Origin of the sequence: Nonomuraea sp. NPDC050202 (genome assembly GCF_040656115.1) — a bacterium.
In the GTDB taxonomy this organism is placed as follows: Bacteria; Actinomycetota; Actinomycetes; order Streptosporangiales; family Streptosporangiaceae; genus Nonomuraea.
Genome location: NZ_JBFALF010000048.1, coordinates 1 through 22086 on the forward strand (window position 1 = coordinate 1; position 22086 = coordinate 22086).

23 protein-coding genes and 1 tRNA gene are annotated in these 22086 nt (G+C 68.6%); 3 read left to right on the forward strand and 21 right to left on the reverse strand.

The annotated features are described in order from the left end of the window. From AB0I79_RS55775 to AB0I79_RS55835, 13 genes are all read right to left on the reverse strand, one after another. Positions 1-1952 (reverse strand): DNA-directed RNA polymerase subunit beta (locus tag AB0I79_RS55775; RefSeq protein WP_357892868.1); only part of this gene is annotated, 1952 nt, incomplete at its 3' end. A gap of 446 nt (positions 1953-2398) precedes the next feature. Continuing rightward, positions 2399-2896, reverse strand: coding sequence for a hypothetical protein (locus AB0I79_RS55780; protein WP_357892870.1), 498 nt, complete (start codon positions 2894-2896; stop codon positions 2399-2401). Continuing rightward, entirely contained in the window at positions 2893-3393 is a 501-nt protein-coding gene (locus AB0I79_RS55785; protein ID WP_357892872.1) for a hypothetical protein, read from the reverse strand. Before AB0I79_RS55785 ends, AB0I79_RS55780 begins: the two co-directional genes overlap by 4 nt. Positions 3394-3697: 304 nt before the next feature. Further along, complete coding sequence (locus AB0I79_RS55790) at positions 3698-4699, reverse strand: ABC transporter ATP-binding protein (RefSeq protein ID WP_357892874.1); 1002 nt, start codon at positions 4697-4699, stop codon at positions 3698-3700. A gap of 105 nt (positions 4700-4804) precedes the next feature. Then, a complete protein-coding gene (locus tag AB0I79_RS55795; protein WP_357892876.1) occupies positions 4805-5014 on the reverse strand; it encodes a hypothetical protein in 210 nt (69 codons plus the stop codon). Between the two features lie 368 nt (positions 5015-5382). After that, positions 5383-5775 carry a 50S ribosomal protein L7/L12 gene (gene rplL, locus AB0I79_RS55800; protein WP_357892877.1) on the reverse strand — a complete coding sequence of 131 codons (393 nt, stop codon included), beginning with the start codon at positions 5773-5775 and terminating at the stop codon, positions 5383-5385. A 70-nt stretch (positions 5776-5845) separates the two neighbouring features. After that, a complete protein-coding gene (gene rplJ, locus AB0I79_RS55805) occupies positions 5846-6370 on the reverse strand; it encodes a 50S ribosomal protein L10 (protein ID WP_357892879.1) in 525 nt (174 codons plus the stop codon). Between the two features lie 237 nt (positions 6371-6607). Then, the gene (locus AB0I79_RS55810) at positions 6608-7429 is read right to left on the reverse strand and encodes a DUF1396 domain-containing protein (protein ID WP_357892881.1); all 822 of its coding nucleotides are present in this window, start codon (positions 7427-7429) and stop codon (positions 6608-6610) included. Positions 7430-7832: 403 nt separating this feature from the next. After that, positions 7833-8552, reverse strand: coding sequence for a 50S ribosomal protein L1 (rplA, locus tag AB0I79_RS55815; RefSeq protein WP_357892883.1), 720 nt, complete (start codon positions 8550-8552; stop codon positions 7833-7835). Between the two features lie 66 nt (positions 8553-8618). Next, entirely contained in the window at positions 8619-9050 is a 432-nt protein-coding gene (gene rplK / locus AB0I79_RS55820; RefSeq protein WP_148442008.1) for a 50S ribosomal protein L11, read from the reverse strand. A gap of 120 nt (positions 9051-9170) precedes the next feature. After that, on the reverse strand, positions 9171-9947 hold the full coding sequence (gene nusG, locus AB0I79_RS55825) for a transcription termination/antitermination protein NusG (RefSeq protein WP_357892885.1): 777 nt from the start codon (positions 9945-9947) through the stop codon (positions 9171-9173). Between the two features lie 68 nt (positions 9948-10015). Further along, entirely contained in the window at positions 10016-10261 is a 246-nt protein-coding gene (gene secE, locus AB0I79_RS55830) for a preprotein translocase subunit SecE (protein ID WP_253752860.1), read from the reverse strand. A gap of 77 nt (positions 10262-10338) precedes the next feature. Next, positions 10339-10411 (reverse strand) — tRNA-Trp (locus tag AB0I79_RS55835). A 157-nt stretch (positions 10412-10568) separates the two neighbouring features. Between AB0I79_RS55835 and AB0I79_RS55840 the strand changes: the two genes are divergently transcribed. Then, positions 10569-11777, forward strand: a complete 1209-nt coding sequence (locus AB0I79_RS55840) for a pyridoxal phosphate-dependent aminotransferase (protein ID WP_357892887.1) — start codon at positions 10569-10571, stop codon at positions 11775-11777. A 30-nt stretch (positions 11778-11807) separates the two neighbouring features. Here AB0I79_RS55840 and AB0I79_RS55845 read toward each other — a convergent pair whose 3' ends face one another. Then, a complete protein-coding gene (locus tag AB0I79_RS55845; RefSeq protein ID WP_357892889.1) occupies positions 11808-12338 on the reverse strand; it encodes a hypothetical protein in 531 nt (176 codons plus the stop codon). Between the two features lie 40 nt (positions 12339-12378). After that, positions 12379-13038 carry a hypothetical protein gene (locus AB0I79_RS55850; protein ID WP_357892891.1) on the reverse strand — a complete coding sequence of 220 codons (660 nt, stop codon included), beginning with the start codon at positions 13036-13038 and terminating at the stop codon, positions 12379-12381. A 144-nt stretch (positions 13039-13182) separates the two neighbouring features. Between AB0I79_RS55850 and AB0I79_RS55855 the strand changes: the two genes are divergently transcribed. Then, positions 13183-14211, forward strand: coding sequence for an adenosine deaminase (locus AB0I79_RS55855; RefSeq protein ID WP_357892893.1), 1029 nt, complete (start codon positions 13183-13185; stop codon positions 14209-14211). On the opposite strand, the gene AB0I79_RS55860 is transcribed toward AB0I79_RS55855, so the two are convergent. Then, entirely contained in the window at positions 14200-15285 is a 1086-nt protein-coding gene (locus tag AB0I79_RS55860; RefSeq protein WP_357892895.1) for a hypothetical protein, read from the reverse strand. The two genes, AB0I79_RS55855 and AB0I79_RS55860, sit on opposite strands and share 12 nt — an antisense overlap. Further along, positions 15272-15811: an RNA polymerase sigma factor gene (locus AB0I79_RS55865; protein WP_357892897.1), complete on the reverse strand. Its 540-nt coding sequence runs from the start codon at positions 15809-15811 to the stop codon at positions 15272-15274. Before AB0I79_RS55865 ends, AB0I79_RS55860 begins: the two co-directional genes overlap by 14 nt. Positions 15812-15935: 124 nt before the next feature. Between AB0I79_RS55865 and AB0I79_RS55870 the strand changes: the two genes are divergently transcribed. After that, a complete protein-coding gene (locus AB0I79_RS55870) occupies positions 15936-16676 on the forward strand; it encodes a methyltransferase domain-containing protein (protein WP_357892899.1) in 741 nt (246 codons plus the stop codon). A gap of 129 nt (positions 16677-16805) precedes the next feature. On the opposite strand, the gene AB0I79_RS55875 is transcribed toward AB0I79_RS55870, so the two are convergent. From AB0I79_RS55875 to AB0I79_RS55890, 4 genes are all read right to left on the reverse strand, one after another. Next, positions 16806-17699: a carbohydrate ABC transporter permease gene (locus tag AB0I79_RS55875; protein WP_357892901.1), complete on the reverse strand. Its 894-nt coding sequence runs from the start codon at positions 17697-17699 to the stop codon at positions 16806-16808. Further along, on the reverse strand, positions 17699-18619 hold the full coding sequence (locus tag AB0I79_RS55880; protein ID WP_357892903.1) for a sugar ABC transporter permease: 921 nt from the start codon (positions 18617-18619) through the stop codon (positions 17699-17701). Before AB0I79_RS55880 ends, AB0I79_RS55875 begins: the two co-directional genes overlap by 1 nt. Positions 18620-18680: 61 nt before the next feature. Next, on the reverse strand, positions 18681-19952 hold the full coding sequence (locus tag AB0I79_RS55885; RefSeq protein ID WP_357892905.1) for an extracellular solute-binding protein: 1272 nt from the start codon (positions 19950-19952) through the stop codon (positions 18681-18683). A 204-nt stretch (positions 19953-20156) separates the two neighbouring features. Beyond that, positions 20157-22028, reverse strand: coding sequence for an acyl-CoA dehydrogenase family protein (locus AB0I79_RS55890; protein ID WP_357892907.1), 1872 nt, complete (start codon positions 22026-22028; stop codon positions 20157-20159). Positions 22029-22086: the final 58 nt, after the last annotated feature.

Consider the following 22086-nt stretch of genomic DNA (forward strand, 5'->3'; position numbering starts at 1 on the left):
TACGTCGTCCGGGTGCCGTCGTCGTTCATGACCGTGATGTAGTCGGCCGAGACCTCCTCCACCACACCGGCCTTCTCGGCGCTGATCACGTCGCCGGCGTCGGTCGCGGCACGGTACTCCATGCCGGTGCCGACCAGCGGCGCCTCGCTCTTCAGCAGCGGCACGGACTGCCTCTGCATGTTGGAGCCCATGAGCGCGCGGTTGGCGTCGTCGTGCTCCAGGAAGGGGATCATCGCGGTGGCCACCGACACCATCTGGCGCGGCGACACGTCGATGTAGTCGACCTCCTCGGCACGGGCGAGCTCGGTCTCACCGCCCTTGGTGCGGACCAGGACGCGGGCCTCGGCGAACGAGCCGTCGGGGTTGAGCGCCGTGTTGGCCTGCGCCTTGACGTAGCGGTCTTCCTCGTCGGCGGTCAGGTAGTCGATCTGGTCGGTCACCTTGCCGTCGACGACCTTGCGGTACGGCGTCTCGACGAAGCCGAAGGCGTTGATCCGGCCGTAGGAGGCCAGCGAACCGATCAGACCGATGTTCGGGCCTTCAGGGGTCTCGATCGGGCACATCCGGCCATAGTGGGACGGGTGCACGTCTCGAACCTCGAAGCCGGCCCGCTCACGGGACAGACCACCGGGACCCAGCGCGGACAGACGACGCTTGTGCGTCAGGCCGGCCAGCGGGTTGGTCTGGTCCATGAACTGCGACAGCTGCGAGGTGCCGAAGAACTCCTTGATCGACGCCACGACCGGGCGGATGTTGATCAGGGTCTGCGGCGTGATCGCCTCGACGTCCTGCGTGGTCATGCGCTCGCGCACGACGCGCTCCATACGGGCCAGGCCCAGGCGGACCTGGTTCTGGATGAGCTCGCCGACGCTGCGCAGGCGGCGGTTGCCGAAGTGGTCGATGTCGTCGATCTCGACGATGACCTCACGGTCATTGGCGCCCGGCATCGACTCCTCGCCCGCGTGCAGGCGGACGATGTACTCGATGGTGGCGACGATGTCCTCTTCGGTGAGGGTGCCCTGGGTGATCTCCGCGTCGACGCCCAGCTTCTTGTTGATCTTGTAGCGACCCACCTTGGCGAGGTCGTAGCGCTTGGAGTTGAAGTAGAGGTTCTCCAGCAGGGTCTGCGCCGACTCCTTGGTCGGCGGCTCACCCGGCCGCAGCTTGCGGTAGATGTCGAGCAGGGCGTCATCCTGGCCGGCGGTGTGGTCCTTCTCCAGGGTGGCCCGCATCGACTCGTACTGGCCGAAACGCTCGAGGATCTGCTCGCTGGTCCACCCCAGTGCCTTGAGAAGCACGGTGACGGCCTGCTTGCGCTTGCGGTCGATGCGCACACCGACGCTGTCGCGCTTGTCGATCTCGAACTCCAGCCAGGCACCCCTCGACGGGATGACCTTGCAGCCGTACAGATCCTTGTCGGACGTCTTGTCGACATTGCGTTCGAAGTAGACGCCGGGCGATCGGACCAGCTGGGAGACCACGACACGTTCGGTGCCGTTGATGATGAAAGTGCCCTTCGGCGTCATGAGCGGGAAGTCGCCCATGAACACCGTCTGGCTCTTGATCTCACCGGTGGTGTTATTGATGAACTCCGCCGTGACGAACATCGGGGCGGAGAAGGTCATGTCCTTCTCTTTGCACTCATCTACGGAGTACTTCGGCGGCTCGAACCGGTGGTCGCGGAACGACAGGGACATGGTCCCCGAGAAGTCCTCGATCGGACTGATCTCTTCGAAGATCTCTTCGAGGCCCGACTGGGTCGGGACGTCCCTGCGCCCGGCCTGGCGAGCCGCCTCGACCCGGCCCTTCCACTTCTCGTTTCCGAGCAGCCAGTCGAACGACTCGGTCTGCAGAGCGAGAAGGTCAGGAACTTCGAGAGGCTCCTGGATACGCGCGAAAGAGACGCGACGGGGACCAGCGGGTACGGCGGAGGCGTTGCGCGAGGCTGCCAACAGATGTCCTTCCGAGGGCTCGCGGCGGACTGACTACACGCACGCCAGACAACCTCGCAACGTGAGCAAGCATCGCGGGTCGTCAAAGGGCAGCGCAAAGGGGCAGTGTAGCCGAACGGCACACGCCTGTCCACTTCGCCCTCGCTGCATGCTCCACGTTGGTCGCAGCATCGCCCGTTCAGGCGGAAACGTCAAGCCCGGGAGCGCGACTTTTAGCCGACTCAGGGCCTGGACGCTGGGTTTTCTCCCCTGTGTGACTGATCGCCTACCGCCAGGCCCAAGACGATACCCGCGAACGGGGGCGGTTAACGCTCCGTCACACCGGGGGCCGAACCCATGCCGACAACCGGTGTTGCAGTGACTGGGGTACCCCTATCAAAGGCTGCGCTAAACCAGTTTTTTGGTAACAATTGAAGGAAGCGACGCGCCCGCGATCACCTGGAGCCTCAGGCCGTCCCCAGGAGGGTGGACAGGCCCGCCACCAGCCAGCGAGAGTCTTGCCGCACCATGACGAACCTGGCGCGGTTCTGGGTGAACTCTTGCTGGACCCCTTCTTTACCGGGGATCTCCTTGACCGTACCAGTGTTCACGAAGAGCAGAACCTCTACCCGGTCGGGCTCCGCCCGCTCCACCCCGGCGCCCGCCACGGCCACGTTCTGGACGATCTTCTGCTCCTTGGCCTTGGGCACCAGGGTCTTTGCCAGCTCCTTGTAGTGCCCGGCCAGCTCGCCCGTGGTGAACGTGCCCGCCCGGGCCAGGTCCTCCTCCACCGTCCGGTAGTCGTAGGAGAGCAGATCGGGCGCGACCTTCCTGGCCGCGGCCACGGCCTCCGCTCCCGCCGCGTCGCTGTCGCGCAGCTCACGCAGGTCGAACCACATGGTCGGTACCAGCACCCCGCCCACGGCCACGAGGGCGCCGAGCAGCACGATCATGAAGATCCTCACCGGACCTGCACCACCTTCGAGGCCAGCCAGACCCCGCCGACCTTGCTCAGGTCCATCTGCCAGCGGTAGAAGCGCTCCTGCGGCGGGCTGTCGGAGCCGTCCCAGCGGATCTCCACGTCGGCCACGACCAGCACCCTGGCCGTGGTGCCGGTGATCGAGACCAGGCCGGTCGCGCGCAGCACGCCGTGCTGGACGACCTTGTTCTCGACCGTGGTGGACCTGAGCTTGCCGGCGTTGGCCTCGTACTCCGCCCTGGCGGTGCCGGTGGAGGTGTCGAGGATGCGCCGCATGTCGGTGTCCACGCTCTTGTAGTCGAGCGAGACGAGGTTCTTGGCATGGGTGCCCGCGGCCTGGAGCGCGGCCTGCTTGTCGCCTGCCCTGCCCTGTTCGTCGCGCGCCTGGGCCGCGATCCACACGCCGCCGCCGACGAGCACCGCCAGCACTCCGCTGAGGGCCGCGATCAGGATGCGAGCGGGCCGAACAGCAAGTCCCGCCACGTCTGCTCACCCCTTTCCGGCCGGCCGCTGCCGGATCATAACGCGACATCCACTCCGGAAGCCCGCTGACCAACGCAGCCGGTTGGGCGGGTGGCGCGGGGGGCGTCCCTCGTGCTCCGGGTCCGGAAGGGGCGCGCGCACGAGAGATCTCGCCACGGGAATCGGTCAGAGGCGAAAGATCTCCGCAAATGCCCTCAGATGGCCCTCAGAGGCCCGCTGAGCGCCCAGCACGGCCTTCCCCTCCAAGGACATGCTCAGAGCCGCGACGGTCTCGGGAGCGCGCCCTCGGGCCCGGCGAGCAGCCTCAGGCGATCCCGTGCAGGTGGGCGTTGATCAGCCGAGGGTACTCCTCCAGCCAGTTCCGCCCGCGCTCGTCCACGAACGACCCCTGCGGCGGGATCACCCCGTTGGCCGCCAGCCAGGTGCCGGGCGGCCGCTGGGTGCGGCGGATCTTGTTGCCGGACGGCATGAGCTGCGGCGGGATCGGCGGCAGCGGCCCGGGGTCGTGCCCCATCTGCGCCTCGGCCTCCAGCTCCGACAGGTCCTTCTCCTCGGACATGCCGATGGGGCCGTGCTTCCTGGCGTTCAGGAACTGCCGCACCACCGGCTCGTCGCTCGACAGCAACATCTCCCGCGAGCCGAACATCACCAGCTCCCGCCGGAACATCAACCCGATGTTGTCGGGCACCGTGCGGGCGGTGTTGATGTCGTGCGTCACGATCAGGAACGTGGCCTCGATCTCGGCGTTGATGTCCACGATGAGCTGGTTGAGTATCGCGGTGCGGACCGGGTCGAGCCCCGAGTCGGGCTCGTCGAACAGGATGATCTCCGGATCCAGCACCAGCGCCCTGGCCAGCCCGGCCCGCTTGCGCATGCCGCCGGAGATCTCCCCCGGCAGCTTGGTCTCGGCGCCCAGCAGGCCGACCAGCTCCACCTTCTCCATGACGATCTGGCGGACCTGGGCCTCGCTCTTCCTGGTGTGCTCGCGCAGCGGGAAGGCGATGTTGTCGTAGAGGTTGAGCGAGCCGAACAGGGCGCCGTCCTGGAACAGCACGCCGAACAGGCGGCGCAGCTCGTACAGCTTCGCCTCGGCGCAGTCGGCCAGGTCGAAGCCGTCGATCCAGATGTGCCCCCTGTCGGGCCGCAGCAGGCCGACCATGGTCTTGAGGAAGACCGACTTGCCGGTGCCCGAGGGGCCGAGCAGCACCGAGATCTCGCCGGCGGGCAGCGTGAGCGAGACGTCCTCCCAGATGACCTGCCGGCCGAACGACTTGGTCAACCCGTCGATCACGACTTCCACGCCCACGGTCACCTTCCCGGATCTCAGGGAGTAGCCAGACGCACACCTTGCTCGGTCGATGCCCTCACCGTAACCGCGTTCGGGCGAGCGGGAACCGGATCTCGCAGCTTGTTACCGGGCAGTTATGAGACTTCTCGTCCAGTAAGCGCGGGCAGGCTCGATCGTGCGCGGTGAATGTCTCCCGACCCACTCCGCGATCCGCGCCGCGTCGTCGCTGCCGCCCATGCCGGCGCCGATGAAGTAGTGGATCTTCTTCTCGGCGCCGTACCGCTTGAACTGCTCCAGCGTCGACGCCGGATCCGTGCCGTTGAACCCGCCCACCGCAGGCCGCCACCGCCCATGCGTCCCATGCCGCCACGTCCCTGAGCGCCGCCACCACGGCGAGCACCCGGCGTGCGCCGCGCTCCCACAGCACCGCCGTGCTCATACCGACCAGCGCGGCGACGGCCGGTGCCAGCGCCACGCTGTAGTAGGCGCGGAGGATCCCCTGCATCAGGCTGAAGATCAGCCCGGTCACGAGCCGGTTGGCCCGGGCGATGAGACGTGCATGAGAATCTCCTGAGCCGGCACGGGACCGGCGCGGCAGCGGGGCGGGCGCGAGGCCGGAAATACGAAAAGAGGCGGGCACACCCGGCACCAGGGTGTATCCGCCTCTTTCCGAAGAGCTCTTGCGTGAAGCGAAGGGGAAGTTACTTCACGGTGACGGTGGCGCCGGCGCCCTCGAGGGCAGCCTTGGCCTTCTCCGCCTGCTCCTTGTTGACCTTGCCGTCGAAGACCGCCTTCGGAGCGCCGTCGACCAGGTCCTTGGCCTCCTTGAGGCCCAGGGACGTCAGGGCGCGGATCTCCTTGATGACCTGGATCTTCTTGTCGCCGGCGGCCTCGAGGATGACGTCGAACTCGTCCTGCTCCTCGACGGCGGCGGCCTCGCCACCACCGGTGGCGGCGGGGGCGGCGGCAACCGCGACGGGGGCGGCGGCCTTGACGTCGAAGGTCTCCTCGAAGACCTTCACGAACTCGGAGAGCTCGAGGAGGGTCATCTCCTTGAACGCGTCGAGCAGCTCGTCGGTGCTGAGCTTCGCCATGATTGATTCCTTACGTTAGGTCTTGCTGAAAACTTGGAACGGGACCGCGGTACGTGCGGCAACCCCCGTGTTACTCGCCAGCCTCGTCGCGCTTGGCGCGCAGGGCCTCAGCAAGCTGGGCCATCTGCGTGGGCAGAGCGGCGAACATCGCGGCCGCGGCGCTCTGCTTGGCCTTGAGGGCACCGGCAAGCTTCGCGAGGAGGACCTCGCGGGACTCGAGGTCGGCGAGCTTGGTGATCTCGGTAGCGTCGAGCGTCTTGCCGTCGAGGACGCCGCCCTTGATCACCAGAAGGGGATTGGCCTTGGCGAAGTCACGCAGACCCTTGGCCGCCTCGACAACGTCACCGTTGACGAAGGCGATCGCGGTCGGACCGGTGAGCAGGCCGTCGAGGCCCGTCAGACCGGCCTCGTTGGCCGCGATCTTGGTCAGGGTGTTCTTCGCCACGGCGAACTTCGCATTCTCACCGAGAGAGATGCGCAGCTGCTTGAGCTGCGCGACGGTGAGACCGCGGTACTCGGTCAGAACGGCGGCCTGGCTGCCTTCGAACTCACTCTTGAGCTCGGCAACCGCTGTCGCCTTATCCGCCCTCGCCATGGGCCTCCTTCCAGAATGTGCCGCCGGAGAAGGCCCTAGAAATGAGAACAGCCCCGGCGCAGGGCGCACGGGGCTCACGCACACGGAATCAACCATGTGGGAAACTCGCATCACACCTGCGCAGGTCGCCCACATGACGTGGATCCTTCGGTCGTCAGGCTCAGAGCACCCGACGACGACCGGCGGTCTTCGGCAACGACCAGAGTACGTGCTGGCCGCCGAGTTTCCAAATCGTTCTCAGTTGGTCGTGCCCTTGGGCAGCTCGCCGACCTGGTCGGCGGGCGGGGCCTGGATGCTGACGGTCTCGTTGTAGCCCTTGAAGAACAGGGTCGCGTCGAGCGTGGCGCCCTCCTTGGCGCCGTTCAGCGCGAGCTTGCGCGGCAGGCCGTCGGCCGCCACCCACATGTCGAACTTCACGTCCTTCAGCTCGGCCAGACCCTTCCGGGCCTGCTCCTGCTTGTCGGCGGGCAGCTGCTGCACGGCGACCTCCACCGGGAAGGTGCCGCTGTAGTGCGTGGCGTCCTCGCCGTTGACGCTCTCGGTCCCGACCGACTTCACGTCCTGCGACGCCGTGACCAGCTTCGTCATGTTGGCGAGGTCGAACTGCTGGATCTGGCCGAGGTACTGGTTCACCTCACCGGCGTGACCCGTCTCGTTCAGCGAGACCTTGATCCACGGCTTGGCGTTGCCCAGGAAGTCGTTGAGCGCCTGGACCTTCACGTAGACGGTGTCGCCCTGGAGCACCGCCCGCACCCCGCCGGGAACGCTGCGGCCCCCCATGTCGACGGTGTCGAGGGTCAGGTCGGCGGCGAGCTGCGGCTTGCTCTGGTAGAGCATGCGGCCCTGCACCTTGCCGGTGCCTTCCTGGGGGTGCGAGACGTTCACCACGGCATCGACCGTGTAGCTGGTGACCTCGGCGGTCTTCTGCGCGGCCTGCGCGAGCACCTCCGAAGCGGCCAGGTTGACCTGGATGGGCTGGGCGTTCGATCCACAACCGGCGACCGCGGCCACGACTAGCGCGGCGCCAGCCGCGGTCATACTTATCGTGCGCTTCAGCATGCTTTTTACCCTACGTTTAAGTTTCCGGGTCATGGCGCCTTCCCCGCACAATTCGGGGAAAACCCAGGGTTAACCCTCACCCTCTCTGCACATCTCCCACACAATCCGCTCGTGCGCCCGCGCCCGCGCCTTGAGCGACGCGCTGTGCACGGCCCTGCGCCGCCCCGCACCCGTGCCGGGCCCCGGCGCCCGGCCAGGCCTTGAACGGTGCGCCTGTGCTCTCTCAGTGCGCGGTCGATGCCACGCCGGCCACATCGCGGGCGCAGGCGTACGGGACGCGTCCCGACGCGCGCACAGGCACACGGGACGCCTCCCGACGCGGGCACAGACGCACCCCTGAACGCGAAAACGCCCCCGCCCGAACGAATCGGGCAGGGGCGTGAAGAACCGCCAAGCCTGAGGCTCAGGCCTCCAGCTCGGCCGTCAGCCCACGCGTGAGGTTGGGGTCGACCGGAACGCCCGGCCCCATCGTCGTCGAGAAGGTGACCTTCTTCAGGTAACGGCCCTTGGCCGCCGACGGCTTGAGACGCAGCACCTCGTCCAGCGCGGCGGCGTAGTTCTCGATGAGCTGGCGCTCGTCGAACGACGTCTTGCCGATGATGAAGTGCAGGTTCGCCTGCCGGTCGGTACGGAACTCGATCTTGCCGCCCTTGATCTCCGTCACGGCCTTGGCGACGTCGGGCGTCACCGTGCCGGTCTTCGGGTTGGGCATGAGACCGCGCGGACCGAGCACGCGGCCCAGGCGGCCGACCTTGCCCATGAGGTCGGGCGTGGCCACGACGGCGTCGAACTCGTTGAGCCGGTTGCCCTTGGCGATCTCGTCGATCAGCTCGTCGGCGCCGACGATGTCGGCGCCCGCCTCGCGGGCCGCCTCGGCACGGTCACCGGTCGCGAAGACCAGGACCCGGGCGGTCTTGCCGGTGCCGTGCGGGAGGTTGACCGTGCCGCGCACGATCTGGTCGGCCTTGCGAGGGTCGACGCCCAGCCGGAGGGCGACCTCCACGGTCGCGTCGAACTTGGTGGTCGACGTCTCCTTGGCCAGCTTCGCGGCCTCTACCGGCGAGTAGAGCTTGTCGCGGTCGACCTTGGCGGTCGCGTCTTTGTGCGCCTTGCTGCGCTGCATTCTTGACTCCTAGTGGTGTCCGGGCCGCGTCTGGGGCGGCCCTCCCACGAACTGCTGGGAAAGGTCTTACTCGGCGACGGTGATGCCCATCGACCGGGCGGTGCCGGCGATGATCTTCTCGGCCGCCTCGATGTCGTTGGCGTTGAGGTCGGGCATCTTCGTCTCGGCGATGCTGCGCAGCTGCTCGCGGCTGAGCTTGCCCACCTTGTCGCGGTGCGGGACCGCGCTGCCCTTGTCGAGACCCAGGGCCTTCTTGATCAGCTCAGGCGCCGGCGGCGTCTTCGTGACGAAGGTGAAGCTGCGGTCTTCGAAAATGGTGATCTCAACGGGGATGATGTTGCCCCGCTGGGCCTCCGTCGCAGCGTTGTACTGCTTGACGAAGTCCATGATGTTGACGCCATGGGGACCGAGGGCGGTACCCACCGGCGGAGCCGGCGTGGCCTGGCCGGCCGGGAGCTGCACCTTGACGAGTGCGGCAATTTTCTTCTTCGGAGGCATTTGTCCTTCTCCGGGTCCTGATTGCGTTGCGCCCGGCCCGTAGGATTACGGGCCCGGACATGTCGGAGGCCGCCCTCGCGATGAGGCGGCCAGCCGAACGTCTAAGTGTATGTGATCGTCCTAGATCTTCGAGACCTGGTTGAACGAGAGCTCAACCGGGGTCTCCCGACCGAAGATCGACACGAGCACCTTGAGCTTCTGCGACTCGGGGCTGATCTCGCTCACCGAGGCGGGCAGCGTGGCGAACGGGCCGTCCATGACCGTGACCGACTCGCCGATCTCGAACTCGACCGTAGGACCGCTGGCGGCCTTCGTCGTGGTCTTCTTGGCCTCTTCGGTCGGCTCGGGCGCCAGCAGCTTGGCGACCTCGTCGAGGCTGAGCGGGCTCGGCTTGTTGGACAGGCCCACGAAGCCGGTCACGCCGGGCGTGTTACGCACGGCGGCCCAGGACTCGTCGGTCAGCTCCATGCGCACCAGCACGTAGCCGGGCAGCACGCGCTCCTTGACCGGCACCTTCTTGCCGCTCTTGAACTCCTGGACGGTGTGCGTCGGCACCTCGACCTGGTAGATGTAGTCCTCCATGTTGAGCGACACGTTGCGGCTCTCGATGTTGGACTTCACGCGGTTCTCGTAACCGGCGTAGGAGTGGATGACGTACCACTCGCCGGGAAGGCCGCGCAGCGAGCTCTTGAACTCCTCGACGGGGTCGACGTCAGGAAGCACCGAATCGTCCTCGACGGTGGCCGCCTCGTCCTCGGCAGCCTCGTCGCTCTCCTCGAGCTCGGACTCGGCCTCAGCCTCTTCCAGAGCCGCCTCGGCGGACTCCTCAGTGGCCTCTTCCAGCTCGTCGCCCCACTCGTCGCGGGACTCGTCCGCCGGAAATGAAGACTCGGACACGGTGACTCTTCCTCTTTCGTGGTTTCGAATGGCGACTCCGTCAGGCGACCCACCCGGCGGTGTCTCGGTCAGGATCCGCCGAAGATGCGGAGGACCGCCCATCCCAGGGCGCTGTCGAGCCCGTACACGATCGCAACCATGATCAGAACGAATATCAGAACGACCGTGGTGTAGGTGATGAGATCCTTGCGTGTCGGCCAGATGACCTTACGAAGCTCGTTGACGACCTGCCGGTAGAAGAGGGCAGGAGAAGTGCGGGTCTTCTTCTCGCCACTAGGCTTGTCTGCGGTCTCGCCGCGCGTGTCGATCGCCACAGTCCTCACCTGATCCGTCGTATCCAACGCAGTTTTGCGGCGCGCTTACACGCCTATTGTTGCGCGGACCGCACTCGCAGGGCACGAGGGACTCGAACCCCCAACCGCCGGTTTTGGAGACCGGTGCGCTACCAATTGCGCCAGTGCCCTATGTCGTCAACCACACTACCCTGATCGACTCACTGCCTGGACCGAACCGCTCGCCGACATGCGGCGGAAGGACCAGGCGAAAGCATACGGGTGATTGCCCGCCACGTCGAACCAAAACCTGATCGCCCAGGTCACGAGCCCATGGGAGCATGGAGGCATGTCCACCCGATCCCGCATCTCCGCGAGAATTTCCGCGATTTCCGAGTCCGCCACGCTCGCCGTGGACGCCAAGGCGAAGGCGATGAAGGCGGCAGGGCGCCCCGTCATCGGCTTCGGCGCGGGCGAGCCCGACTTCCCGACGCCCGGGTACATCGTCGAGGCGGCGATCGAGGCGGCCCGCGACCCGCGCTTCCACAAGTACACCCCCGCGGGTGGCCTCCCGGAGCTGAAGAAGGCGATCGCCGCCAAGACCCTGCGCGACTCCGGCTACGCCGCCGAGGCCTCGCAGGTGCTGGTCACCAACGGCGGCAAGCAGGCGGTGTACGAGGCGTTCGCGACGCTGCTCGACCCGGGCGACGAGGTGCTGGTCGTCGCCCCGTACTGGACGACCTACCCCGAGGCGATCAAGCTGGCCGGGGGCGTGCAGGTGGACGTCGTGACCGACGAGTCAACCGGCTACCTCGCGAGCGTGGACCGGCTCGAGGCCGCGCGCACCGAGCGGACGAAGGTGCTGCTGTTCGTCTCGCCGTCCAACCCGACGGGCGCCGTCCACTCGCGCGAGGAGACGGTGGCGATCGGCCGCTGGGCGGCCGAGCACGGCCTGTGGGTCGTCACCGACGAGATCTACGAGCACCTCGTGTACGGCGGCGCCGAGTTCACCAGCATCGCCACGGCCGTCCCCGAGCTGGGCGACCGGGTCGTCATCCTCAACGGCGTGGCCAAGACGTACGCGATGACGGGCTGGCGCGTGGGCTGGCTGATCGGCCCGTCCGACGTGGTCAAGGCCGCGACGAACCTGCAGTCGCACGCCACCTCCAACGTCTCCAACGTCGCCCAGATGGCGGCGCTGGCCGCGGTGTCGGGCGACCTGTCGGCGGTGGCGGAGATGCGGACCGCCTTCGACCGGCGCCGGCAGGCGATGGTCCGGATGCTCAACGAGATCCCCGGCGTCTTCTGCCCGGAACCGAAGGGGGCGTTCTACGCGTACCCGTCGGTCAAGGGGCTGATCGGCAAGGAGCTGCGGGGCAGGCGGCCGCAGTCGTCCAGCGAGCTGGCGGAGCTGATCCTGGAGGAGGCCGAGGTCGCCGTGGTGCCGGGCGAGGCCTTCGGGACCCCTGGCTACTTCAGGCTGTCCTACGCCCTGGGTGACGACGATCTGGCCGAGGGCGTCAGCCGGATGGGCAAGCTGCTCGCAGAGGCACGCTAGCCGCGTACCCAACCTCGCAGGACAGAACAGCTAGGCGGTGAAGGTGATGTCGGCGGCGATCGGCTTGATGTCGTCGGCGAGGCCGGGCGTCGCCCCGATGTAGACGGCGGTGCCCGGCCGCTCCAGCCACATGAAGCTCCGCACGCCCGTCCGGGTGGTCCAGCGCAGCGCGGGCTTGCCCTGGTAGACCGTCAGCGTCGACCTGGCGACCAGCGTGGCGAACTGCTCGGCCGTCCGTACCCCGCACACCACGCCGACGTACATGCGCTCGTCGTTCTCGCTCCAGATGCGGCCCTCGACCTTGAGCGGGCGGGCGAGCGAATCCAGGCGGGCGAACGTGCCGGCCGGGGTGAGGCCCGCGGGCGAGGCCGGCACCCGCACGCCGGTGTCGTCGCAGGACAGCGCGATCGTGCCGCTGCCGGTGATGGCCGGCTTGGGCTGCGGCGGGGTGCTCCAGGGCTCCTGCGCCTCGTCGCCACCGCCGCGCCCGCTGCCGCCCGCGCCGCCCGCGCCGCACGCCGCGAGCGTGAGCATGAGGAGAACCGCCGCCAACCGCCGCATCGACCCCCCATGAGAGTGAGTGGAACCAGGGAAAAGGCTCCTAGTCTCCTACAGGAGCCTTGACCGAGGCGGCAATAGCGGCGAGTTCGCTGCTCAGGGAGTCGCTGACGCGGATCCACGCGCCGGTTCCCGGGCGTTCGAGCCAGGCGATCACGCGGCCGCCGCCCGGGTGCCTGCCGGCCACGGCGGGCTTGCCGCGCACGGTGGTGGCGCGGGCGTCCAGCACGGTGATCCGCTTGCGGTAGGCGCCCCAGTCGGTGGCTACCGTACCGTGCTCCACCTGGACCTCGACGACCCTGCCCGCCGAGCCGAACGTGGCGCGGGCGGCCGACGCGGTGACCTTGCCGCCGCTGCGCGCGAGCCCTTCCGGCAGGTACGTGAGCCAGAAGCCGTCGGAGACGACCCAGAGCGCATCGCGACCCGAGGCACGGACGGGGCTGGGCCGCGCGGCCACGGCGGCGGCCGGCCGATCGGGCTGCGCGCGAGGCGCGGGCTCGACCTGGCGAGGTGCGGGCTCCGTCTGACGGGGTGCGGGCTCGACCTGGCGGGGGGCGGGCTCGGGGGTCGGTGCGGCGGCGCGTGGCAGGCGTCCGAAGCCCGAGGAGAACAGGGCGTAGATGACGAGGGCCGTGACCGCGAACGCCAGCGCCGCGAGGGCCGCGCGCCATCCCTGGCCGATCTGGTGCCCCTCCGGGATCATGCTGTCTTGATCCCCCTCCGGGTCCCGTCCGTACCGTGCGTTTCAGCCGGCCTCGCGGACGCCTCTCGCGAGCATCAGCGAGGGTCCCCTTTCGCCCTCCCCAACGCGCGAACCCGGCCGAAGGTTGAGTGGCAAGATATGCAGATGCTCCGGCCCCTGCACGCGCTTCCCAAGGCCCATCTCCACCTGCACTTCACCGGCTCCATGCGGCACTCGACGCTGATCGAGCTGGCCAGGGAGCAGGGGCTCACCCTCCCTGACGCGCTGGAGCAGGACTGGCCGCCCAAGCTGCGGGCGACGGACGAGCGGGGCTGGTTCAGGTTCCAGCGGCTGTACGACATCGCCCGGTCCGTGCTGACCCGTCCGGAATACGTCTACCGGCTGATGCGGGAGACCGCGGAGGACGAGGTGGCGGCCGGATCCCGGTGGCTGGAGATCCAGGTGGACCCGTCGGGGTACGCGCAGCGCTTCGGCGGCCTGACGGCCACGCTGGAGCTGATGCTGGACGCGGTGGAGCAGGCCGCGCGGCACGCGGGCGTCGGGATGGCGGTGATCGTCGCGGCCAACCGCACCCGCCACCCGCTCGACGCGAACACCCTGGCCCGGCTGGCCACCCAGTACGTCGGCAAGGGGGTGGTCGGCTTCGGCCTGTCCAACGACGAGCGGCGCGGCGCGGCCAGGGACTTCGAGCGGGCGTTCAGGATCGCCAAGCGGGGCGGGCTGCTGGCGGTGCCGCACGGGGGCGAGCTGCTGGGTCCGCGCAGCGTGGCGCAGTGCGTGGACGACCTGCACGCCGACCGGGTCGGGCACGGGGTGCGGGCGGCCGAGGACGACTGGCTGATGCAGCGGCTGGCCGACCGGCAGATCTGCTGCGAGGTCTGCCCCACCTCGAACGTGGGCCTGGGGGTGGCCGAGGAGCCGGCGGACGTGCCGGTGCGGCGCCTGTTCGACGCCGGGGTGCCGATCGCGCTCGGGTCCGATGACCCGTTGTTGTTCGGTGCGCGGCTGTTGCGGCAGTACGAGCTGGCCAGGGACGTGTACGGGTTCAGCGACGCGGAGGTGGCGGAGCTGGCGCGGCAGTCCGTACGGTCGTCCACCGCGCCCGAGTCGGTGCGCAAGGAGCTGCTGAAGGGTGTGGACGACTGGCTCACCCAGTCGCTCTCACCCGAGTGACGACGCGATGCGGACGGCCTCCGCCTTGCTCTTCGCTCCCTCCAGCCGGAAGTTGAGGCTGTCCTGCTGCCAGATGAGCGTGGCGGCGGCCTGGCGGAGCGGGACCTGGGTGCCGTCCTGGCGAAGGATGTAGCCGAGGGGGTGCTCGCCGGGGATCCACCAGGCTTCGCGGCCGTTCACCCTGGTGTACTCGGGGGCGGGCGGGCCCAGCTTCTTGAAGAAGAACGGGGACACGGTGCCGTCGAACTGGTCGAGCCTGAGGCCGCCGGGCCAGAACATCGACACCATCCTGCCGTCGTCGGCCACCGTGACGCGTTGCGGGTCGCCGAGCGCCGCCGGGGTTCTCACCTGGAACCTGGCCTGGCCGGGGACGTCCGTACGGGGGACCTGGTGCTCGCCCGGGAGGGTGGCCGTGGTGGTGACGGGTGGGGGTGTCGTCTCGCCGATCTCGATCTCGATGCCGGCGAAGCGCAGGATCTGCGTCACGGCGGCGCGGCCCTGGGGGGTGGCGGCCGTGACGGTGATCACGGCGACGACCACGGCGGCCACGATCGCCCACCTCGCCCGCCGGCCACGTCGCGCCGGACTCCGCCGCCCACCGTCCCGCCGGCCTGGCGCCCGGGAGTCCCTGCGGGTGTGCGGCCGCACGGGGCCGGTGATCGGCCCGTGCGCCGGATCGGGCCCGCCGGCGCCCGAGCCACCGGGCGCCTCGACGCCGGGCGCCTCGGCGTCGGGCGCGGAGGTGCCAGGCGCGGAGGTGCCAGGCGCGGAGGTGCCAGGCGCGGAAGTCCGGGGCGCCTCGGCATCGGGCGCGGAGGTGTCGGGCGCGGAGGTGCCCGGTACGTGGGTGTCGCGTGTGGTGGGGCGGGCGTCGTGGGGTGGGGTGACTTGTTCGAGGCGGGCGCGGACGGCGGCGGCCATGTCGGACGGGGGCGGCGGGCCGGGGACGTCGAGGAGGTTGCCGAGTGCCGTCAGCTCGGCCTCGAGCTCGTCGAAGGGCCCGTCCAAAGGCCCGTCCGAAGTCCCGTCCAAAGGCTCGTCGACAGGCTCCTCGAAAGGCTCATGCGAGTTCATCCCCCACCTCCCCCCTCAGCCGGGCCAACCCCCGATGAGTGCTGGACTTGACGGTGCCGACGGGCCAGCCGAGCACCTGAGCGGTCTCCGCCTCGCTCAGTTGTAAGAAGTACCGGCACACGACCGCCTGACGTTCCCGCTCGGGCAGCCCCCGTACGGCGGCCAGCAGCCGCGAACGCCGGTCGGTGGCGACGGCGGCGCCCTCCGGGTCGTCGGGCACCCGCGTGTCGGCGTTGCCCGCCAGCCGCAGTTCGAGCGAGGAGCGGCGCCCGCGCGAGCGGGTCAGGTTGTGGGTCTCGTTGGCGACGATGCGCAGCAGCCACGGCCGGAAGGGCGCGTCCGCGCGGAAGCCGGACAGGTGGCGGAACGCCTTGACGAACGCCTCCTGCACCACGTCCTCCGCCTCGTCACCGGCGCCGAGCATGAAGGCGGTACGGTGGGCGAGCGCGCTGTAGCGGGCGACCAGCACCTCGTAGGCCGCCAGATCACCTTCGAGCGAGCGGGCGATCGCCTCGTCGTCGTCCATGGCGAGTCAGATTCCACCGCAAACAGGTCACGGGCGGAAGGGCGATCCGCAGATCGTGTCATCCTGGTGACTGTCCAGGGCATTAGACTCGGGCAATCCATGAGCCCCTCGAAGGAACGGGATTATGTCTTCTGGGTATGACCGTGTAGTGCAACCGGCGGCCGGTGACGAGGCCCTGGAGAACCACCTGGGTGGGGACGAGGCCAAGAACTATCGGCAGTACGAGTTCGACATGGTCGCCCCGCATGTCGGCCGCTCGATGCTGGAGATCGGCTCGGGGCTGGGTCACTTCGCCGAGCAGTTCCTGCCTCGCCTCGACCGGCTCGTGGTGAGCGACTTCGACCCCTACTGCGTCGAGCAGCTGGAGAAGCGCTTCGCCGACCGCGACGACATCAGCGTCCTGCAGTTCGGGCTGCCGACCGACATCCCGCTCGAGGACAAGGTCGACACGGTCGTCATGATGAACGTGCTGGAGCACATCGAGGACGACGCGGAGGCGCTGCGCTCGCTGGCGCGGGTGACGCTGCCGGGCGGGCGGATCATCATCTGGGTGCCCGGCTACATGCAGCTCTACGGGGACTTCGACCGCAAGGTGGGGCACGTCCAGCGGTACACGCCGAAGACGCTGAGCACGACGGTCGCCAGGGCGGGGCTCGACATCGAGGTGCTCAAGCCGATCAACTTCCTGGGCGGCATCGCCTGGTGGGCGGCCGTGCGCCGGGGCGGCGTGGGTTACCCGGACCCGCGCCTGGTCAAGATCTACGACCGTACGGTGGTGCCGCTGACCAGGCTCATCGAGCGGTTCGTCACGCCGCCGTTCGGCCAGACCGTGTTCTGCGTGGCGCGCGTCCCCCAGAAGCGATAACACCCCAGAAGCGGTAACACCGCAGAAGCGACAACGCCTCAGAGGCGACAAGGCCCCGGGAGCGGCAACGCCCCGGGGCGGTAACGCGCCCGGCCGCGCCCGAGGATCTCAGGGGCGCGGCCGGACGGGCTACTTGATGGAGCCGGCGGTCAGACCGCCGACCACCTTCCGCTCGATCAGGGCGAACAGGATGATCACCGGGATGGTGGCGATCACCGAGCCGGCGAACAGGTTCTGCCAGTCCACCTGGTACTGCCCGATGAACGAGTTGAGCGCCACGGGGAGCGGCTGGTTCTCGGTCGTCGTGGTGAGGGTCAGCGCGACCACGAACTCGTTCCACGCGGCGATGAACGTGAAGATCAGCGCGGTGATGACGCCGGGCATGGCCAGCGGCAGCGTGATCCTGAACAGCGCGCCGAAGCGCCCGTTCCCGTCGATGAAGGCGGCCTCCTCCAGCTCGCGCGGGATGGAGGAGAAGTACGCGTTCAGGATCCACACGGCGAAGGCCAGGTTGAAGCCGCCGTTGACGAGGATCAGCGCCCAGATCGAGTCCACCAGCCCGAACTGGAAGAACTCGCGGTAGATGCCGACCACCATGGCGGTGGGCTGGAACATCTGTGTGATCAGCACGAGGATCAGGAACGCGGTGCGGCCGCGGAAGTTGTGCCGGGCCGAGTAGTACGCGGCGGGCAGCGCGACCAGCAGCACGAGCAGGGTCGAGCCGGCCGCCACCTTGATCGTCACCCACAGGTTCCCGGCCAGGCCGCTGCTCCAGAAGTCGGTGAGGTTGGACCACACCCACTCCTCGGGCCAGAACGTCACGTCGCGCAGCGATTCCTGCGAGCGCAGCGAGGTCAGCAGCATGACCACGTACGGGAACAGGAACAGGAACGCCACGACGTACGCGGTGGCGGCGATGAGCACGGTCTTGAGCTTGGGCATCGCGCGGCGCGCGGCGCTCCGGCCGGTGCGCGCGTGGTGGTGATGGGGCTGGGCCTGCGCAGGCATGGTCTTGACGGCCATCAGGCCACCTCCTTGTTCCACCGCGACACCCTGAGGAAGATCACCGTGAGCACGATCACCATGCCGAAGTTGACGACGGACATGGCGGCCGATTCGCCGATGTCGGAGCCCTTGAGGATGTACATGAGGATGGTCGAGGTGGCCGTCGAGTAGCCCGGCTGCCCGTGCGTCATGGCCCAGATGATGGGGAAGCTGTTGAAGACGTTCATGACGTTGATCAGGGCCGCCACGGTGAGCGCGGGGCGCAGCAGCGGCAGCGTGATCGACCAGTACGTCCGCAGGCGTCCGGCTCCGTCCATCCTGGCGGCCTCGTACACGTCGGCGGGGATCGTGGCGAGCCCGGCGAGCAGCGCGTACGTGGTGAACGGCACCGACACGAACACCGCGACGAACACCAGCCACGGCATGGCGGTGGAGGCGTCACCGAGCTGGTCGGCGGCGGCGCCGCCCATCGCGTCGATCAGCCCGAGCTTGAGGCGGATCTGGTTGATCACGCCGACCTCGGGGTCGAGCATCCACTTGAAGATGATCGCCGTCATCAGCACCGACGCGGCCCACGGCGCGATGAGCGCCCAGCGGGCCAGCTTGCGCAGTGGGAAGCGCTGGTTGAAGAGCTGGGCCAGGGCCAGCGAGACCAGCACGGTGAGCACGACGACCGCGACCACCCAGATCACGCTGCGGACCATGACGTCGGCGAAGTCCTTCTCGGCGAAGAGCTTCTCGTAGTTCGCGAACCCGGCCGACCCGCGCACCACGCCCAGCCGGCTGATCTCCAGGAACGACGACCTGATCATCTCGACCACCGGCCAGAGCACGACCAGGGCGATCAGCACGATGGCGGGCCCGACCCAGGCCAGGGGTTCGAGGGCGCGCAGGCCCCGCCGTGCCGCGCGCGGCTTCTTCACGTCCAGCGTTGTCACTCAAGCACCTTTCGCAAGGACGGTACGGCCGGCGAGCCGGCCGTACCGTGGTCCTGCTGGATCAGCCGGCCGCTTCCGCGGTCTTCTGCAGCTCGCCGAGGACCTTGGCCGGGTCGTCCTTGACGGCCCCGCCGATGGTCTGCTTGATCGCCGGGTTCAGGGTGGCCCACTTGGGGTCCTGGAAGGGGTAGAAGCTGGCGTTGGGCAGGGCGTCGAGGAACGGCTTGAGCTTCTCGTCGCCGGACAGTTTCTGGATGCCGCCGTTGGTGACGGGCAGCAGCTTGTAGGTGTCGGAGATCTTCTGGGCGGCGGTGCCGGTGTAGAAGAAGTCGAAGAACTTCTTGATCTCGGCGGCGTGGCCGTTCTTGTTGAACGCCATGATCCAGTCCATGACGCCGAGCGTGGTGTCGAGCGGGCCGGCCTTGCCGGGAATGGGCGCGACGCCGTAGTTCTTCAGCCCGGCCGCGTCGAAGATCGGGATGGACATGGGGCCGCCGTTGACCATGCCGACCTTGCCCGCGCCGAAGTCCTCCCAGACCGTCTTGCGGTCCTTGGTGCCCGGGTTCGGGGTGGTCAGGCCGGCGTCGACCAGGCCCTTCATGTACGTGAAGGTCTCGACGTTCTGCGGCGAGTTGATCGCCCACTTGCCGGAGGCGTCCTTGTAGCCGCCGCCGTTGCCGAGCATCCACAGGAACGACTCGGCCTGGGCCTCCTCCTGGCCGAGCGGCAGGCCGAACGGCTGGGTCACGCCCTTGGCCTTCAGCTTCTCGGCGGCGGCCTTGAGCTCGTCCCACGTCTTCGGCGGCTCGGCGATGCCGGCCTGCTCGAACAGGTCCTTGTTGTAGAACAGGGCGCGGGCGGAGGAGACGAACGGGATGCCGTACGCGGCGCCGTCGACCTTGCCGAACTCGGCGAACTTCTGCAGCATGTCGCCGGAGACGTTCGGGGACAGGACCTCGTCCACCTTGTACAGCAGGCCGTCCTCGACGAAGCCGGAGTAGTCGCCGGTCTGCAGGATGTCGGGGATCTGCCCGTTCTGCACCATGGTGGCGACTTGCTTGTCGATGTCGTTCCAGTTGATGACCTGGACCTCGACCTTGATGTTCGGGTTGGCCTTGGTGAACTCGTCGGTGACGCCCTTCCAGAACGTCTCGCCGGAGTTGGGCTTGCCGGGGCCGTCGCCGTAGTCGGCGGCGACCATCTTCAGCGTGACCTGGCCGCCGCTGGACGCCTGGGTGTCACCCCCGCCGCCCGAGCCCCCGGATCCGCAACTGGACAGGACCAGCATGGTGGCAAGGCCGAGAGCGGCGCCGCCCACAAGCTTGATGTTCACTGGAGATACCGCCTTCTCGTCAGACGGGCCCTACTGGTCCGTACCAGACAGTCGAACCCGCCCAGGGGGATGAGCACGCGAGCCAGCGCGCGTGGCCGCGTTTGCGCAAGCGTAAGCCGGAGTTAAGCAGCCGGTCTATACCGGCCTGTCTCGGTTTGGCAACACTCAGGCGGCCATGAGCGCACCTCTGGTCTAGACCGGATGTCAGAGGATCTTGCGGCGGACGTTCTCCCCGCCCTCGGGGGCGCCGATCCACGGGCCCTCGATCGACGGGTCGAGGATGCCTTCCTCGACGAAGGTGTAGCGGCCGTCGAGCACGTAGCCGGCCACGCGTACGTCGTGGCTGTCGCTGTTGTCCCACAGGCGGTCGAACAGCGCGTCCACCCGGAGCCTGGACTGCCGGCAGAAGGTGTCGGCCAGCTCGTACGGCCGGCGCCCGAGGTCCTTGGCGTCCTCCTCGGCCTTGAGGCAGACGGCGGTCATCGCGTACAGCTCGGCGCCGATGTCCACGATCCTGCCCAGGAACGACTGCTTGTGCTCCAGCCTGCCCTGCCAGCGGGACATGCCGTAGAAGGTGGACCTGGCCAGTTTCCTGCTGATCCGCTCCACGAAGCGCAGGTGCGCGGCCAGCGGGCCGAAGCCGGCGTAGGCGGTGGGCAGGTTGCCGGTGCCGGCCACCAGCGTGGGCAGCCACTTGGCGTAGAAGCGGCTGGCCCGGCGCAGGGCCTGGGCCCGCTCCTGGCGGCCGGCCTCGGGGTTGATCAGCTCACCGGCGGCGGACAGGTGCGCGTCCACCGCCTCCCGGGTGATCGCCAGGCGCATGATCTCGGAGGAGCCCTCGAAGATGCGGTTGATGCGGGAGTCGCGCAGCATCTGCTCGGCGGGCACCCCGCGCTCGCCCCTGGCGGCCAGCGACTCGGCGGTCTCGTAGCCGCGCCCGCCGCGTATCTGGACCAGCTCGTCCAGCACCTGGTACGACAGCTCCGAGGCGAAGAGCTTGGCCAGCGCGGCCTCGATCCTGATGTCGTTGCGCCTGTCGTCGGCCAGGCGGGCGGTCAGCTCGCAGACGGCCTCGACGGCGTACGCGGTGGCCACGATGAAGGCGACCTTGGTGGCCACGGCCTCGTGCAGGCCGATCTTGCGCCCCCACTGCACGCGCTCGTTGCCCCACTCGCGGGCGATCTTGACGGCCCACTTGGCGTTCCCGGCGCAGGTGGCGGGCAGCGACAGGCGGCCGGTGTTGAGCGTGGTGAGCGCGATCCGCAGCCCTTCGCCCTCCTTGCCGATGAGGTTCCGGGCGGGCACCCTGACCTGGGAGAACTCGGTCACGCCGTTCTCGATGCCGCGCAGTCCCATGAACGTGTTGCGTCGCTTGACCGTGATGCCGGGCGTGTCGGCCTCGACCACGAACGCGCTGATCTTCTTGCCGGTCCTGGCCATGACCACCAGCAGGTCGGCGATGACGCCGTTCGTGGTCCACAGCTTGACGCCGTCGAGCACGTAGTCGTCGCCGTCGCGCACGGCGGTGGTGGCCAGCCGCGCGGGGTCGGAGCCGACGTCGGGCTCGGTCAGCAGGAACGCCGAGATCTCCCCCGCCGCGCACCGGGGCAGGAACTCGCGCTTCTGCTCCTCGGTGCCGAACAGCTTGAGCGGCTGCGGCACCCCGATCGACTGGTGCGCCGACAGCAGCGTGGCCAGCGCCGGGCAGTAGGAGCCGACGAGCGTGAGGGCGCGGCAGTAGTACAGGTACGGCAGGCCCAGCCCGCCGTACTCCTCCTTGATCGTGATCCCGAACGCGCCGAGCTCCGCCAGCCCCTTCACCACGTCGTCGGGCACCTGGGCGGTCCGCTCGACGAGCGCCGGATCGACGCGCGCGTCGAGGAAGCGGCGCACCGCCCTGACGAACTCCTCCCCCTTCTTGGTCGCCTCGTCGGGCGGCGTGGGTGCCGGATGCACCAGGTCCATCCGGAAGTCACCGAGGAAGAGCTGCTTGGCGAAGCTCGGGCGCGCCCACTCCTTCTCCCGCGCCTGCTCGCCCACCTGCCTGGACTCCGCGTACTTGGCGTGCTGGGTCATGGCACCTCCCGACGTGCGCCGTCTGATGCTCATGTGTACTGCCCGCCTGACGGCGCCC

What these genes read in the sequence shown, in the direction of transcription:
- rplK (WP_148442008.1), bottom strand. Translation starts at nt 9,050, where the DNA reads ATGCCTCCGAAGAAGAAAATTGCCGCACTCGTCAAGGTGCAGCTCCCG.
- rplL (WP_357892877.1), bottom strand. Translation starts at nt 5,775, where the DNA reads ATGGCGAAGCTCAGCACCGACGAGCTGCTCGACGCGTTCAAGGAGATG.
- rplA (WP_357892883.1), bottom strand. Translation starts at nt 8,552, where the DNA reads ATGCAGCGCAGCAAGGCGCACAAAGACGCGACCGCCAAGGTCGACCGC.
- AB0I79_RS55870 (WP_357892899.1), top strand. Translation starts at nt 15,936, where the DNA reads ATGTCTTCTGGGTATGACCGTGTAGTGCAACCGGCGGCCGGTGACGAG.
- AB0I79_RS55850 (WP_357892891.1), bottom strand. Translation starts at nt 13,038, where the DNA reads ATGATCCCGGAGGGGCACCAGATCGGCCAGGGATGGCGCGCGGCCCTC.
- AB0I79_RS55855 (WP_357892893.1), top strand. Translation starts at nt 13,183, where the DNA reads ATGCTCCGGCCCCTGCACGCGCTTCCCAAGGCCCATCTCCACCTGCAC.
- rplJ (WP_357892879.1), bottom strand. Translation starts at nt 6,370, where the DNA reads ATGGCGAGGGCGGATAAGGCGACAGCGGTTGCCGAGCTCAAGAGTGAG.
- AB0I79_RS55865 (WP_357892897.1), bottom strand. Translation starts at nt 15,811, where the DNA reads ATGGACGACGACGAGGCGATCGCCCGCTCGCTCGAAGGTGATCTGGCG.
- AB0I79_RS55810 (WP_357892881.1), bottom strand. Translation starts at nt 7,429, where the DNA reads ATGCTGAAGCGCACGATAAGTATGACCGCGGCTGGCGCCGCGCTAGTC.
- AB0I79_RS55860 (WP_357892895.1), bottom strand. Translation starts at nt 15,285, where the DNA reads ATGAACTCGCATGAGCCTTTCGAGGAGCCTGTCGACGAGCCTTTGGAC.
- AB0I79_RS55890 (WP_357892907.1), bottom strand. Translation starts at nt 22,028, where the DNA reads ATGACCCAGCACGCCAAGTACGCGGAGTCCAGGCAGGTGGGCGAGCAG.
- AB0I79_RS55845 (WP_357892889.1), bottom strand. Translation starts at nt 12,338, where the DNA reads ATGCGGCGGTTGGCGGCGGTTCTCCTCATGCTCACGCTCGCGGCGTGC.
- AB0I79_RS55875 (WP_357892901.1), bottom strand. Translation starts at nt 17,699, where the DNA reads ATGGCCGTCAAGACCATGCCTGCGCAGGCCCAGCCCCATCACCACCAC.
- AB0I79_RS55840 (WP_357892887.1), top strand. Translation starts at nt 10,569, where the DNA reads ATGTCCACCCGATCCCGCATCTCCGCGAGAATTTCCGCGATTTCCGAG.